The organism is Nocardioides epinepheli (assembly GCF_037936805.1).
Lineage (GTDB): Bacteria > Actinomycetota > Actinomycetes > Propionibacteriales > Nocardioidaceae > Nocardioides.
The window spans coordinates 166,760-180,687 of record NZ_JBBMMC010000008.1; the positions used below are offsets into that span (position 1 = coordinate 166,760).

The following is a 13,928-nucleotide window of genomic DNA, read 5'->3' on the forward strand; positions in this document are numbered from 1 at the left end:
TCAGACCACGCCGATCGCGAGCACGAGGAGGGGCAGCATGGCGAGCAGGGAGATGGTCTCGACCAGGTCGCCGAAGCGCCCGCGACGGACGGACGGGCCCGACGGCAGCAGCGTGAGGGCGAGCAGGACGGCGCCCGTGCCGGCCAGCACGACCGCGATCGTCGGGTGCCAGTCGGGCCAGCGCACGAGCACCGACAGCGCGACGACGACGAGCCCGGCGATGCCGGAGACCAGGCCCACGAGCACCTCCGAGCCGGTGCGGTACTGGCGGGTGCGGAACATGACCACCAGGCACGCGACGACGGCCAGCAGGGTTCCGTAGCGGCCGCGGTCGACGGCCAGCGGCGCGACGATGACCAGCAGGATCCCGACGGTGGCCGAGATGGCGACGAGGATCTCGTGGGCGACGCGGGCATCCGCCGCGACGCGCGAGGGATCGATGTCGGCGGGGTCGGCGGTGATGTCGGCGGTGGAGTAGAGCTGGTCGACGGTGGTGCCGGTGGCGCCCAGCGCCAGCCAGGGGAAGACGCTCCCCACCAGCACGACGAACGTGAGCACGCACGAGAGCAGCACAGCCGGGTCGATCGAGGTGCCGTCGACGACCAGACCGCTCGCGCCGAGGATCGCGCCGACGACGACCGCCGGGATCAGCAGCGTGCGACCGGGGCCGAGCCCGATGACGCACACGACACCGACGGCCGCGACCACCCCACCGACCCACGCGCCGCCGATGCCGAACAGGTCGGCGAGCGGTCCCCATGCGGCTGCGCCCTCGCCGCTGCCGACGGAGTCGCTGGCCTCGACGAACATCAGCGTGGCCACGGCGGCATAGCCGACGCCGATCCACGCGACCGTCACCGCGGCCTCGGGCTCGCCCTGCGCGCGAGAGAGCACGATGGCGCCCGCGACCAGTGCCCCGGCGACGATGGCGGTGGCATAGGAGGCCAGCGGCGTGTCCTGGATGAAGAGGGTGATCGCGCCGAGGGCGAGGAAGAGTGTGGCCGCGGTGAGTGCGGTACGACGTCCGGCCGCGGGAGCCCACGGCTTCAGCTCGTTCTCGACGACGTCGGTCATCGCCTCGACGACGTCGTCGTAGACCGGCGGGTCGGGCTCGTCGATGCCTGCGGTGACGGTGATGACGGTGCCGTCCTCGACGCCTTGCAGGGTCAGCCCGGAGTCGCCCGCGAGGCGGCGCCCCTCGGCCGTGACGAGCCGGTAGCCGCCGTAGACCGTGGCGGAGTCCAGGAGCCCGACGCTGCGTGCCAGCTCAGGCACGAGCTCGGCGACGGGCACGGCGCCGGGAAGCACGAGGTCGACTCGGCGGGTGCCGGACGCGATGGTCACGCGCACCAACCCGGAGGTACTCGCCGGGGCCTGGCTCATCTGCTCTCCCTCACTGTCCGATCGGCCGATCCGTGACCGAGGCGTACCTCGACGATTCTGCCTTCAACGATTCTGCGCGGTCACCGGCGCCGGCCCCATGGTGACACCGGGTGTCGACGCCGACGAAGGGGCCGACACCCGATCGGTGTCGACCCCTTCGTCGGCGTGGTGGTGACATGCCCAGCGATGGGCCGGTGGTCACCCTCCGAACATGCCGGCGCCGCGCTTGTCGGCGGCCATGTAGTCCTGGTTGCTCTGGAAGACCGTCTTCTGGCTGTCGTCGAGCAGGTTGCGCATCTGGAGGATGGCGTCGTCCCACTTCTTCTTGGCGATCTCGTAGGCGCGCTGGGCGTCACCGCCCCACTGGCTGCGCAGCGGCTCGAGCTCGCTCTCGAGGCGGTTCATCCGCTCGTCGATGTCCTGCACGGTCTTGTACATGTCGGCCGAAGCCTGGTCCAGGGCCGCGTGGTTAACGCGGATTCCGTCGAGTCCCATCGTGTTCTCCTCAGGTCAGGTAAGTCTGTGCGTGAAAGTCGGTCGGTCGATCGGGTGCGCTCAGTGGCCCAGGCGCGCTTCGAGAAGCTTCACGTTGCCCTGGACGTCGTCGTCCTGGGTCAGGTTGATGTTCTCGGTGACGCCGAGGTGGTCGGCGAAGTCGTTGAGGGCCTTGACGATGATGCCCTGCTTCTCGGTCCATGCCTGGTGGAGGATGAAGAACGCCGATGCGCCCTGGCCGCCCCACTTGCCCTGCACGGCCGCGATCTGGTCGGTCAGGCGGTTGCTGATGGTGGTGAAGTCCTGCATCGCTTCACGGACCATGCCTGCTCCGCGGCTGAGAACTCCATCGCCTTGTCCGTACTCTCCAGGTGCGAAACCCATGCCACAGTCTCCTTAGTAGATCCCGACGGCAGACGCCGCCCGAGAGGTTTGGTTGATCTTCCGCCGCGATCCTCGCGAGCGGGACAGCCAGCCTCATACCCGGGCGATTTGGCCGCAAACGTCAGCCTGTGATTTCCCACAGGACTCTGAAGAATCCGGCCGCCAGCACGAGGGATCCGACGGCGAACGCACCGCAGATTCCCTCTGCCACCTCGGCACGACGCGACCACCACGCCGAGCGCCAGCCGCGTCCCGCGGCGACGCCGACGAGCACCAGGAGGGCGCCGATCGCGAGCGCGCCGAAGGAGAGGAGATTGATCTGCGTCGGGCCGAGACCGGGCACGACGGCGACCAGGAGCGCCGCCCAGCAGCCGAGACCGGCGATGCGCAGGAGCGCTCGGGCCGCGGCGTGCCGGTAGCTGCGGGCGGCCAGGAGGAGGCCACCCCCGGCGAACAGCACCTCGAGCCGGGCACCGATGAGATCGATCCACACCGTGGCCTCTTGCAGCAGCATGACCGCCGAGACGGTGCCAATCACCAGGATCGCCACGCAGGCCGCGGTGACCAGGCGCGCGCCGCGGGCGACGACGGCGGTGACCGCCTGGTGGGGCACCACGATGCGGCGGCGGCGTCCGCTCGGTCGCTCACGTGCCGACCAGGCCGTGACCGCCAGGCGTTCGAGGTCGAGGAGGTACTGGTCGGGGACGTCGACGGCGATCACCGGCACGAACCGGGCCGCCAGCATCGCCACCAGCAGGAGCAGGGCCCACACCACCTGCGAGTCGACGTCGGCGAGGGCGGCCAGACCCGTCACGAGGAAGACCGACACCCCGGCGATCATCCAGACCCGCAGGCTCTCCTCTCCCGGTTGGTCGAAGGTGCGCGCGACCGCGGCGGCGACCGCGGCAGCGAGGCCCGAGACACCGAGGATGGTGGGGAGCCGTTCGGGCGCGGGATCCCAGGCGATGGCGAAGGCGGCGGCGCCGGCGAACGCGGGCACCGCGACGACCCGGTGGGCCGCGAGCGGGCCGACGGGCAGCGCGCCCACGGCCGCGGTGGCGATCAGGACGATGATCGTGATCTCGCGCAGGTCCGAGGACTCCGGGAGCGACGCGGCGAGCCAGCCGCCGAGGATCGCGGCGACGGCCGCGACCGCGCACCACAGGGCCGACAGAGGGCCGGGGGTCAGTCGGCGCACCTGCCCGCCGTCGGAGCCGGTGCGGCCCCGGCGAACCACGGGGGCGCCGCCGAGGTCGGCCACCAGTACCGCGCCGGTGACCACGCCGAGGTCCGCCAGCGGCCCCTCGGGCGGCAGCGGCCGCCCCAGACGGGTGTAGAGGACCGGGACCCCGGGGAGGTTGGTCTGTCGTGAGTACTCCGTCGCGACATCGATGCCCGATGCCTCCGCAGGGACCTGCAGGTCCAGGACGCCTACGGGGCCGTGCACGCTCAGCGACAGGACATCGACGTCGCCTGCTCGGCTCACCGGGCCTCCCCCGCTCGACTAGGACCGCTCGGGCCGCCACGGTTCCCGCTCATGGGCACAGTAGTACCCGCATCGAGGCCTGCCTATCATCGGGATCTCGCGGCACTGCTCGCAGCGCCGACGTCGTCGGCGACGTGGCTGCGGGTACCGCGAGGACGCATCGGACGACGACGGGGCACACAGCGTGAGCAGCATCCAGAGCCAGCGGCCAGGCGCCACGCCGGGCCCGCCCGGTCCGCCGAACCTGCCCCTCCCACCACGTCCGCCCGGCGTCCCGGGACCCGGTGGTCCCGGCGGCCCCGGTGGTCCCGGTGGTCCCCCGCGTCCGGGTGAGCGGGGCGCCGTACCCGCTCCGGCGCCCGCGCTGCGCGGCACCCGTGTCGAGCAGCCGGAGATGCCCAGTGGACAGCTGGTGCTCCAGCCGCCGCCGCAGATCCAGCCCAACGAGGGCGCCGCCGGGGTGGCGATGAACGCGATCCCGATGCTCGGCAGCCTCGGCTCCATCGTGCTCGTCGCGACCCTGGGCCGGACCGGCGCGGGTGGCGGCGGTCGGAGCTTCCTGGCGGCCGGGATGTTCCTGCTGGCGACGATCGGCTTCATCATCGTCCAGATCGACCGGCAGCGGAAGCAGCGCATCCAACAGGTCACCGGGTCGCGGACGGAGTACCTGCGTTATCTGACCAGCGTCCGCAAGATCGCCCGCGAGGCCGCGACCCAGCAGCGCCGGGCACTGACCTGGCACCACCCCGACCCGAGCGCCCTCCCGGCGCTGGCCGAGGAGCGCAGCAGGGTCTGGGAGCATTCGGCCAGCGATCCACGCTTCCTCCAGGTGCGCTACGGCCTGTGCGCCCAGCCGCTCGCCCTGGAGCTGGTGCCGCCCGAGAGCTCCCCCATCGACGACGTCGACCCGGCGGCGGCGTCCGCGCTGCACCGGCTCCTGGTGGTCCACCGCACCCAGCCCGACCTGCCGGCCTCGGTCGACCTGCGCGCCTTCGACCGGATCGAGATCTGCGGCGAGGAGGAGCAGGCCCGCTCGCTGGCCCGGGCGCTGATCTGCTCGGCGACCGCGTTCCAGTCGCCCGACAACCTCATCGTGGCGGTGCTGTCCTCCGATGAGCACTTGGCGCACTGGGACTGGGTGAAGTGGCTCCCGCACGCGCTCAGCCAGGAGCAGACCGACGCCGTCGGGCCGATGCGGATGGTCACGACCTCCCTCAGCGACCTCGCCCAGCTGCTTCCGCCCGACCTGAGCGAACGACCGCGGTTCGGGGCCGACGAGCGCCCCGCCACCCCGCACATCCTGCTGATCACCGACGGCGTCGAGCTGCCGCCGGGCAACCACGTGGTGCCGCCCGACGGGCTGCACGGCGTCACCCTCCTCGACCTGCCGACCCGCTGGATGGAGCTGGAGGACTCCTCGCGACTGCGCCTGCAGCTCCTCGGGGGACCCGACGAACAGGGCCTGGTGCCCGTGGAGGCGCTGCGCCTGCGCGAGGAGCCGATCCGCGCCAAGGCCGACCAGTGCGACACCGCGACCGCCGAGGCCTTCGCCCGCCGCCTGACGCCGCTGCACAGCGTCGCGGTCGCCGGCCCGGTCGACGGGACGCCGGGTGAGATCAGCGGTCCCACCGACTTCATGGACCTGCTCGGGCTCGGCGACGTCCGCGCGTTCGAGCCCTCGGCCGCCTGGCGCACCCGCCCGGCGCGCGACCGGCTGCGGGTGCCGATCGGCCTCGGCGAGTCCGGCGGACTGGTGCACCTCGACATCAAGGAGTCCGCCCAGCAGGGCATGGGGCCGCACGGCCTGGTGATCGGCGCGACCGGTTCGGGTAAGTCGGAGTTCCTGCGCACGCTGGTGCTCGGGCTCGCGATGACCCACTCCCCCGAGCAGCTCAACATGGTGCTGGTCGACTTCAAGGGTGGTGCGACCTTCGCCGGGATGTCGCAGATGCCGCACGTCTCGGCCGTCATCACCAACCTCGCCAACGAGCTCACCCTGGTCGACCGCATGCAGGACGCCCTCTCCGGGGAGATGGTGCGTCGTCAGGAGCTGCTGCGCGAGGCCGGCAACTTCGCCTCGATCCGCGACTACGAGAAGGCGCGCGCCGCCGGCGAGCCGCTGGACCCGTTGCCGTCGCTGTTCATCGTCGTCGACGAGTTCTCCGAGATGCTGTCCGCCAAGCCGGAGTTCATCGACCTGTTCGTGGCGATCGGTCGTCTCGGCCGCTCGCTCGGCCTGCACCTCCTGCTGGCCTCGCAGCGGCTGGAGGAGGGGCGGCTGCGCGGCCTGGAGTCGCACCTGTCGTACCGGATCGGCCTGCGCACGTTCAGCGCCCAGGAGTCGCGCGCCGTGCTCGGTGTTCCCGACGCCTACGAGCTGCCGCCGGTGCCCGGGCTCGGCTACCTCAAGCCGGATCCGACGACCCTGACCCGCTTCAAGGCCGCCTACGTGTCCGGTCCGCCGGCCACCGGGCGCCGCGCGCTGCCGCGCGACGAGGGCGGCCACGTGCGCGGCATCCTGCCGTTCACGATCTCCGAGGTGCTCACCCTCGAGACCAACGAGCCGGAGCCCGAGCCGGAGGCGACGCCCGCGCCGGTCGAGCAGAGCGGCGCGCAGGAGTCGCTCCTCGACGTCGCCGTCGATCACATGGAGGGCCACGGACTCCCGGCCCACCAGGTGTGGCTGCCGCCGCTCGACGAGCCCGACACGCTCGACCAGCTGATGCCCGACCTCGCCGAGGACCCCCAGCTGGGCCTGATCTCCCAGCAGTGGCGGGCCGTCGGCGGCCTGGTGGTGCCGCTCGGCACCGTCGACCGGCCGCGCGAGCAACGTCGCGACACCCTCACGATCAACCTCACCGGCGCCAGCGGCCACGTCGCCATCGTCGGTGGCCCCCGAAGCGGCAAGAGCACCATGCTGCGTTCGATCGTCGCGAGCATCTCGCTGACCACCACGCCGCTGGAGTCGCAGTTCTTCGTGCTCGACTTCGGTGGCGGCACGTTCGCGCCGCTCAGCAACCTCGCGCACGTCGCCGGCGTCGGAACGCGTTCGGAGCCCGACGTCGTCCGGCGGATCATCGCCGAGGTGCAGGGCATCGTCGACCGGCGCGAGGCCTACTTCCGGGCCAATGGCATCGACTCGATCGAGACCTACCGGACGCGGCGGGCCCAGGGCCGTGCCGACGACGGCTACGGCGACGTGTACCTCGTCGTCGACGGGTGGAGCACCCTGCGCACCGACTTCGACGACATCGAGATGGCACTGCAGGCCCTCTCCTCGCGCGGCCTGACCTTCGGTCTCCACCTGCTCGCCGGCGCCGCCCGGTGGGCCGACTTCCGGGCCGCGATGCGCGACGTCCTCGGGACTCGGCTGGAGCTCAAGCTCGGTGACGCGCTCGACTCCGAGATCGACCGGAAGATCGCCCAGCTCGTGCCGTCCGGTCGCCCGGGTCGCGGCCTGGTGCCCGGGAAGCTCCACTTCCTCGGCGCCCTCCCCCGCATCGACGGCGACGCGGCTGCCGACACCCTCGGCGACGGCGTCGACCAGCTGATCAGCCGGGTCAACGCCGCGTGGCAGGGCCCCGCCGGCCCGAAGCTGCGGCTGCTGCCGGAGAAGATCGAGCTCAACTCGATCCTGGAGATGGCCGGCGTCACCGAGGACGCCACCGGCTCCACCGAGAAGCGGCTCTACGTCGGCATCAACGAGAAGGAGCTCGCCCCGGTCTCGCTCGATCCCGAGTCCCAGCCGCACCTGCTGCTCTTCGGCGACGGCGGCTCGGGCAAGAGCGCCTTCCTCCGATCGCACCTGCACGAGGTGATGCGCAACTACACGCCGAAGGAGGCGCAGCTCGTCGTCGTCGACTACCGGCGCTCGCTGCTGGGCGAGGTGCCCGAGGAGTACCTGCTCAACTACCTGACCTCGGCCACCCAGGCGCAGCCGGCGATCAAGGACCTGGCCACCTACCTGGAGAGCCGGATCCCCGGCCCCGACGTCACGCCCGAGCAGCTGCGCAGCCGCTCGTGGTGGAACGGCGCCGAGGTGTTCGTGGTGGTCGACGACTACGACCTGGTCGCGACCCAGCAGACCTCACCGGTCGCCCTGCTGCAGCCGCTGCTCGCGCAGGCGCGCGACGTCGGCCTGCACCTGATGGTGGCGCGCCGCTCCGGTGGCGCCTCCCGGGCGCTGTACGAGCCGATCATCCAGTCGATGCGCGACCTGGCCCAGCCGCAGCTGCTGCTGTCGGGAAGCCCCGACGAGGGTCCGCTGCTCGGCAACCTGCGCCCCTCCCCCATGCCTCCCGGCCGGGGCCGCCTCATCACCCGCGAGCGCGGTGTCGAGGCGCTCCAGACCGCGTGGTGCCCGCCCAGCCTCTGAGCCGCTTGCGGGTTCGGGCGGGGCGGGATTTCCCCGGTCGACCGGGGAAATCTGAACTTGGGGGCCGATATCCCGGCCGACAAGTTCAGGTTTGGGCCGCCCAGTCGGCTGTCCGGCCCGCTCGCGGCTCGACCGACCACCGGCTGAGCGTGTGCCATCGACGATCTCGTGATCAGCACGTAACTCGGCGTCAACGTTCTCGTCAACCACGCCCGGCACGCTGGGCGCCATGACCACGAGCCCGACCACGAGCCCCGCCCCGACGCCCCCCTCGGCCTCCTCGACCCCGCCCCTCGCGCTCGTCCCCGGCGAGTTCGAACGGCGTCAGGACGCCCGGACAGAGCTCCGGAGCCGGCACGCCGAGCGCCTGACCCGGTTGCTGGCCGACCGCTCGGATCTGCGCGGCGTGCACGCACTCGCCGACCTCGTCGACGACTCGGTGCGCTGGACCGCGTGACGCGCGGCCACGGCTGATCCGGCCGGGGACTACTTGCGTCGGCCGGTGCCGAACATCCCGCGGGCGATCTCGCGCGCGGCGGTGCGCATGAAGTCCTTGAAGGCGCTGGACTGGACGACGTCCTGCACGATGCCGCCGTCGTCCTTGGACTTCGACGACGACTTCGGGCTCGACTTCGGCTTCGAGGACTTCGCGGCCTCCTTCTCGGCCTTCTCGCGCTCCGCGGCCGCCTTCTCCTCGGCCTGCTTGCGGGCGCCCTCCTCCAAGCGGGCGGCGAGCTTCTCGCGGGCGCTCGCGCGGTCGACAGCCGTGGCGTACTTCGCGTGTCGCGGGCTGGCCTTGACCGTGGCCTCCATCGCGGCCGGATCCGACGGCCCCATGAGTGACTCGGGCGCCCGCAGCCGGGTCCAGGCGACCGGCGTCGGGGCGCCTCGCTCGTTCATGACGGTCACCACCGCCTCGCCGATGCCGAGGCTGGTGATGACCTCGCCGAGGTCGTCGTACTCACTGGCCGGATAGGTGTTGACGGTCGCCTTGAGCGCCTTGGCGTCGTTCGGGGTGTGCGCACGCAGCTGGTGCTGGACCCGCGAGCCGAGCTGCGCCAGGACGGCGTCCGGGACGTCGGTGGGGCTCTGGGTGACGAAGAAGACCCCGACGCCCTTGGAGCGGATCAGCCGCACCGTCTGGGCGATCTGGTCGAGGAAGGCCTTGGAGGCGTCGTTGAACAGCAGGTGGGCCTCGTCGAAGAAGAACACCAGCTTCGGCTTGTCGATGTCGCCGACCTCGGGCAGGTCGTGGAACAGGTCGGCCAGCAGCCACATGAGGAAGGTGGAGAAGATCGCCGGCCGGTCCTGGAGGTTCGGGAGCTCGACCAGCGAGATGAGCCCGCGTCCGTCGGGCGCGACCTGGAGCAGGTCGGCCGACTCGAACTCGGGCTCGCCGAAGAAGGCATCGGCGCCCTGGTCCGAGAAGGCGATCAGCTCGCGCAGGATCACGCCGGCGGTGGCCGGAGACAGACCGCCCAACTCCTTGAGCTCCGGCTTGCCCTCCTCGCTGGTCAAGTGCGCGACGACGGCGCGTAGGTCGGCGAGGTCGAGCAGCGGCAGGCCGGCCTTGTCGGCGTAGTGGAACACCAGGCCGAGGCTGGACTCCTGGGTGTCATTGAGCCCGAGGACCTTGCTGAGAAGGACCGGACCGAACGCCGTCATCGTCACCCGCAGCGGGATGCCGGTGCCGACGCCGCCGAGCGCGTAGTACTCGACCGGGAACGAGGTGGCCGTCCAGGTCTGTCCCACCGAGGCCGCCCGCGCGGTGATCTTCTCGCCGCCCTCGCCGGGGGTGGCAAGCCCGGAGAGGTCACCCTTGATGTCGGCGGCGAAGACCGGGACGCCGGCGGCGCTGAGCTGCTCGGCCAGCAGTTGGAGGGTCTTGGTCTTGCCGGTTCCGGTGGCGCCGGCCACCAGGCCATGGCGGTTCAGCATCCCCAGCGGGATGCGTACGTGCACGGGCGAGAGCGTCTCGGCGTCCGACATGAGCCCCCCGAGCTCGAGCGCCTCTCCCTCGAACGCGTAGCCGGCGGCCACGGCGGCCTCGAGCGGGCTCTGGGCCGCCGGCGGCTGCGCCGGGTCGCCGGCAGGTGCGGCAGCGGGTGCCGCCGCCGGCTCGGCGGGCTGCGGTGCGGCGGGAGTGGTGTCCGCCGGGGCGGCGTCCGGGGCCGTCTCGGCCGTATCGGCGGTGGCGGGCGGCTGGTCCGCGGGTACATCCCCGGGCGTCGTCGTCATGCGAGGAAGAGTAAGGCGTGGCCCGGGGCGTTTACACTCGCGCACGTGATCTTCAAGCGTGTGGGAGAGGGCCGCCCCTACCCGGCGCACGGCCTCACCTCCTCCGCGTGGGCGGCCGTGCCGCCACGGCAGGTGCGGCTCAACGACCTGGTGACCACCAAGGACACCTTGCAGTTGGCGACCCTGCTCGATGAGGACTCCACCTTCTACGGCGACCTGTTCGCCCACGTGGTGCAGTGGCAGGGCGAGTTCTACCTCGAGGACGGCCTGCACCGGGCGCTTCGGGCCGCCCTGCACCAGCGCAACGTGCTCCACGCCCGCGTCTTCGACCTGGACGCCGCCGGATGAGCGGCCCGATGGGCGACCTGAGCCCCCGCACCCTGGGTCACATCCGCACGGCAGTGACCCTCGCCGTCCTCGCCCTGCTGCTCGTGTTCGGGGTCAACCGCGGTCTCAAGGCGGTCTCCGAGCCCTTCCCCGAGAGCGTCGACCCACCGATCTGCACCGACCAAAAGCTCGTGTCCGGCGACGTGCTGCGCCCCAGCCAGCTGGTCGTGAGCGTGATCAACGCCGGCAAGCGCACCGGCCTGGCCGGCTCCACCCTCAAGGATCTCGAGGATCAGGGGTTCGTCCGCGGACGCACCTCCACGATCACCAACGCCGACGTCAAGACGGTCGAGATCTGGACCACCGACGGCAAGAGCGCCGCCACCCGCCTGGTGGCCGGCTACCTCAGCGGCAAGGTGAAGGTGGTCCAGCGCGAGGACGCCAGCGAGGGCATCACGGTGGTCGTCGGCGACCAGTTCACCGGCGTCCGCGGCGGTCAGAAGCAGATCGCGCTGAAGGAGAACCTCACCATCTGCGCGCCGCCCGACCTCGCCTGATCGCGACCCTTCCGACCCCCCCGGCTCCGCCGCGATCGCGCGGCTACTCCCGCAGCCACTGCCCGAGCCGCCCGTGCTCGCTCACCTCGCGTAGCCGGTCCTCGGTCTGCTCGCGCAGCTTGCGCGGGGTGACCACGAGGAGGTCGTCGCCGGTGCGCAGGACGGTGCGTCGTTCGGGCACGAGCGTCTCGCCACCACGGATCACGATCGAGACCGACGCCCCCTTGGGCAGCCGGAGCTCGCCGACCTCGACGCCGTGGATCTGCGAGCGCGGATGGATCGTGATCTGGAGGATGTCGGCCTGGACCTTGTCCAGGGGTGCCGCCTCGAGGTCGAGATCCCGGGGCTCCGAGCGGCGAGTGACGCCGAGCAGTCGCGCGGCAGGCGGCAAGGTCGGGCCGGTCAGCAGCGTGTCGATCACCACGATCACGAACACGATGTCGAAGAGCAGGTGGGCATCGGTGACGCCCTTGGCGAGGGGGATCGTCGTCAGGACGATCGGGACGGCGCCGCGCAGCCCGGCCCACGACATGAACGCGGCCTCGTTGAGCGGCATCGGGCGCACTGCGCTGCTCAGCATCACCGAGATCGGCCGGGCGACGAAGGTGAGGATCGTTCCGGCGGCCAGGGCCAGCCCGACGACCTCGAGGCCGATCCGCCCTGGGGAGAGCAACAGCCCGAGCATGACGAACAGCCCGATCTGGGCCAGCCAGGCGACGCCCTCGGCGAACGAGCGCGTCGTGCCCCGGTGGGGCAGGTCGGCGTTGCCCAGGACGACGCCGGCGACGTAGATCGCCGCGAAACCGCTGGCGTGGACGCCGACCGCGGCGCCGTAGGCGAGGAAGGCCAGGCAGAGCACGGCGAGCGGGTAGAGACCAGACGCCGGCAACGCGACCCGGCGCATCAGCCAGCCGCCGCCGAAGCCGACGGCGAGGCCGATCGCGACGCCGACCACCAGCTCGAACACGACGATCGCGAGCATCCCGAGCACGCCGTTGTCGGCCACGGCCCCGCTGGAGATCAGGGTCACCAGGACGACGGTCGGTGCGTCGTTGAGCCCCGACTCGGCCTCGAGCGAGGCGACCATCCGCCGCGGCAGGGGCACGGCCCGCAGCACCGAGAAGACGGCGGCGGCGTCGGTCGGCGAGAGGACCGCGCCCAGCAGCACCGCGAGCTCCCACGGCAGCCCGAGCAGGTAGTGGGCGCTGACCGCCACGATGCCCACCGAGATCGCGACGCCGACGGTCGCCAGGGAGAGCCCGAGCCGCATCGCCGGCTTCGCCTCGCGCCAGTTGGTGGTCAGTCCTCCCTCGGCAAGGATCGTGGCGAGCGCGGCGAACCCGAGGGCGTGGGCCAGCTCGGCGTCCTCGAACTGGATGCCGAGGCCGGACTCCCCGAGGGCGACGCCCATGAGCAGGTAGATCAGGAGGCTGGGCAGGCCGGCGCGGCTGGAGAGCCGCACCGCGAGGATGGCGGCCAGGGTGACCAGTGAGCCGACGAGCACGAACTGGTCGAAGTCGTGGAGGTCGAAGGTCATCGGCGGCTCCGCGAGGCCGGCCACCGGCAGGCGCACCGCTGGCCGAGCGGACGGCGTCGAGCCCGGTTCATGTCACCTCAGGGGTCGGTGGCGGCGGGCTCGGAGTCTATCGGTCGGTGCGGCCGCCCCCGGCGCGCGCCAGATGCGCCGCCACCGCGACGTCGACGATGTCGGTCCGCTGGGACTGTCCGGCGACCTCGGCCAGCGGCATCCAGGCCGCGTAGTCGGTGGAGCCGCCGACCTCGGTGGTGCCGAGCCGGCCTCCGACCACGCTGGCGTCGTAGACGACCCGGACGGCCTTGAACGGCCGCGGCTCGTCGTAGCGGAACCAGGAGTGGGTGGTCAGCGGGGCGCGGACGACCACGTCGTAGCCGGTCTCCTCGTGCACCTCCCGCACCAGGGACTCCTCCAGCGACTCCTCGAACTCGACGCCTCCGCCGGGCAGGGTCCACGCGGGCTCGAAGCGACCCTCTCCGTTCCACCACGACAGCAGGATCCGGTCCTGGTCGTCGAGGATCAGCGCATAGCTGGCGACACGGGTGTCGTAGGTCGTGAAGTGCACCCTCGTGACCCTACGCGTCGACAGGGGCCTGCTCCTGCGGCCCACGTGGGGGCCGGAGCGGTAACGTCGGGGTGACCCGCCGACGGAGACGAGAGGAGAGCGATGTACGGCGACACCGATGTGATGCGCCGCCGGGCCGACGCGCTGCGCGAGCAGGCCGTCGACATCCGCGCCACGGCCGACCAGCTCGTCGCGCACCTCGAGGCGATCGGCTGGTCCGGGCGCGCGGCCGACTCCATGCGGATCCGGGTCACCGAACGCGCCACCCACCTGCGCGAGGCCGCGGCCCAGCACGAGACCGCCGCCGAGGCACTCGACAAGCACCTGCTCGAGGTCGAGACGGTCACCGACGAGATCACCGAGATCGAGCGGCGCGCCACCGACCTCGTCGCCGAGGCCCGCACCCGGGTCGCCCGGGTCGAGAAGCTGAACGCGGACGCCGCCGAGGAGGGCACCGGCGTGCGCACCGAGCCCGAGCCGGACGACGTCGTCCTGGCCGCCTTCGACCCACCGCCCAGCGGCCACCGCGACTGGCTCGCGGTCGAGCTGCCCGGCCTGTGACCCGCGACCTCCTGCGACAGGAA

Annotated in this window: 12 protein-coding genes; 5 read left to right on the forward strand and 7 right to left on the reverse strand. The window is 71.9% G+C overall.

Translation table 11 applies throughout. The features are described 5' to 3' along the window. The 4 genes from eccD to WMR31_RS12885 all read right to left on the reverse strand — a co-directional run bounded on the left by eccD (position 1) and on the right by WMR31_RS12885 (position 3,748). A complete protein-coding gene (gene eccD / locus WMR31_RS12870; protein WP_340539240.1) occupies positions 1-1,383 on the reverse strand; it encodes a type VII secretion integral membrane protein EccD in 1,383 nt (460 codons plus the stop codon). A 198-nt stretch (positions 1,384-1,581) separates the two neighbouring features. Beyond that, entirely contained in the window at positions 1,582-1,878 is a 297-nt protein-coding gene (locus WMR31_RS12875) for a WXG100 family type VII secretion target (protein ID WP_340539241.1), read from the reverse strand. A gap of 60 nt (positions 1,879-1,938) precedes the next feature. Beyond that, on the reverse strand, positions 1,939-2,202 hold the full coding sequence (locus WMR31_RS12880) for a WXG100 family type VII secretion target (RefSeq protein ID WP_340539242.1): 264 nt from the start codon (positions 2,200-2,202) through the stop codon (positions 1,939-1,941). A 181-nt stretch (positions 2,203-2,383) separates the two neighbouring features. Beyond that, entirely contained in the window at positions 2,384-3,748 is a 1,365-nt protein-coding gene (locus WMR31_RS12885; RefSeq protein WP_340539243.1) for a hypothetical protein, read from the reverse strand. A gap of 394 nt (positions 3,749-4,142) precedes the next feature. Between WMR31_RS12885 and eccCa the strand changes: the two genes are divergently transcribed. Both eccCa and WMR31_RS12895 read left to right on the forward strand, forming a co-directional pair. Beyond that, entirely contained in the window at positions 4,143-8,123 is a 3,981-nt protein-coding gene (gene eccCa / locus WMR31_RS12890; protein ID WP_340539244.1) for a type VII secretion protein EccCa, read from the forward strand. Positions 8,124-8,352: 229 nt separating this feature from the next. Further along, entirely contained in the window at positions 8,353-8,580 is a 228-nt protein-coding gene (locus tag WMR31_RS12895) for a hypothetical protein (protein WP_340539245.1), read from the forward strand. 29 nt (positions 8,581-8,609) lie between these two features. Here the strand turns inward: WMR31_RS12895 and WMR31_RS12900 are convergent, their stop codons facing one another. Further along, a complete protein-coding gene (locus WMR31_RS12900) occupies positions 8,610-10,361 on the reverse strand; it encodes a helicase HerA-like domain-containing protein (protein ID WP_340539246.1) in 1,752 nt (583 codons plus the stop codon). 45 nt (positions 10,362-10,406) lie between these two features. On the opposite strand from WMR31_RS12900, the gene WMR31_RS12905 reads away from it, so the two are divergent. Continuing rightward, positions 10,407-10,709, forward strand: a complete 303-nt coding sequence (locus tag WMR31_RS12905) for a type II toxin-antitoxin system VapB family antitoxin (protein WP_340539247.1) — start codon at positions 10,407-10,409, stop codon at positions 10,707-10,709. Positions 10,710-10,717: 8 nt separating this feature from the next. Further along, positions 10,718-11,245 (forward strand): LytR C-terminal domain-containing protein, encoded by a 528-nt coding sequence (locus WMR31_RS12910; protein ID WP_340539248.1) that lies wholly within the window; start codon positions 10,718-10,720, stop codon positions 11,243-11,245. 43 nt (positions 11,246-11,288) lie between these two features. Here the strand turns inward: WMR31_RS12910 and WMR31_RS12915 are convergent, their stop codons facing one another. Both WMR31_RS12915 and WMR31_RS12920 read right to left on the reverse strand, forming a co-directional pair. Beyond that, complete coding sequence (locus WMR31_RS12915; protein WP_340539249.1) at positions 11,289-12,782, reverse strand: potassium/proton antiporter; 1,494 nt, start codon at positions 12,780-12,782, stop codon at positions 11,289-11,291. 106 nt (positions 12,783-12,888) lie between these two features. Continuing rightward, on the reverse strand, positions 12,889-13,344 hold the full coding sequence (locus WMR31_RS12920; protein WP_340539250.1) for an NUDIX hydrolase: 456 nt from the start codon (positions 13,342-13,344) through the stop codon (positions 12,889-12,891). 102 nt (positions 13,345-13,446) lie between these two features. Between WMR31_RS12920 and WMR31_RS12925 the strand changes: the two genes are divergently transcribed. Continuing rightward, positions 13,447-13,905, forward strand: a complete 459-nt coding sequence (locus tag WMR31_RS12925) for a hypothetical protein (RefSeq protein ID WP_340539251.1) — start codon at positions 13,447-13,449, stop codon at positions 13,903-13,905. Positions 13,906-13,928: the final 23 nt, after the last annotated feature.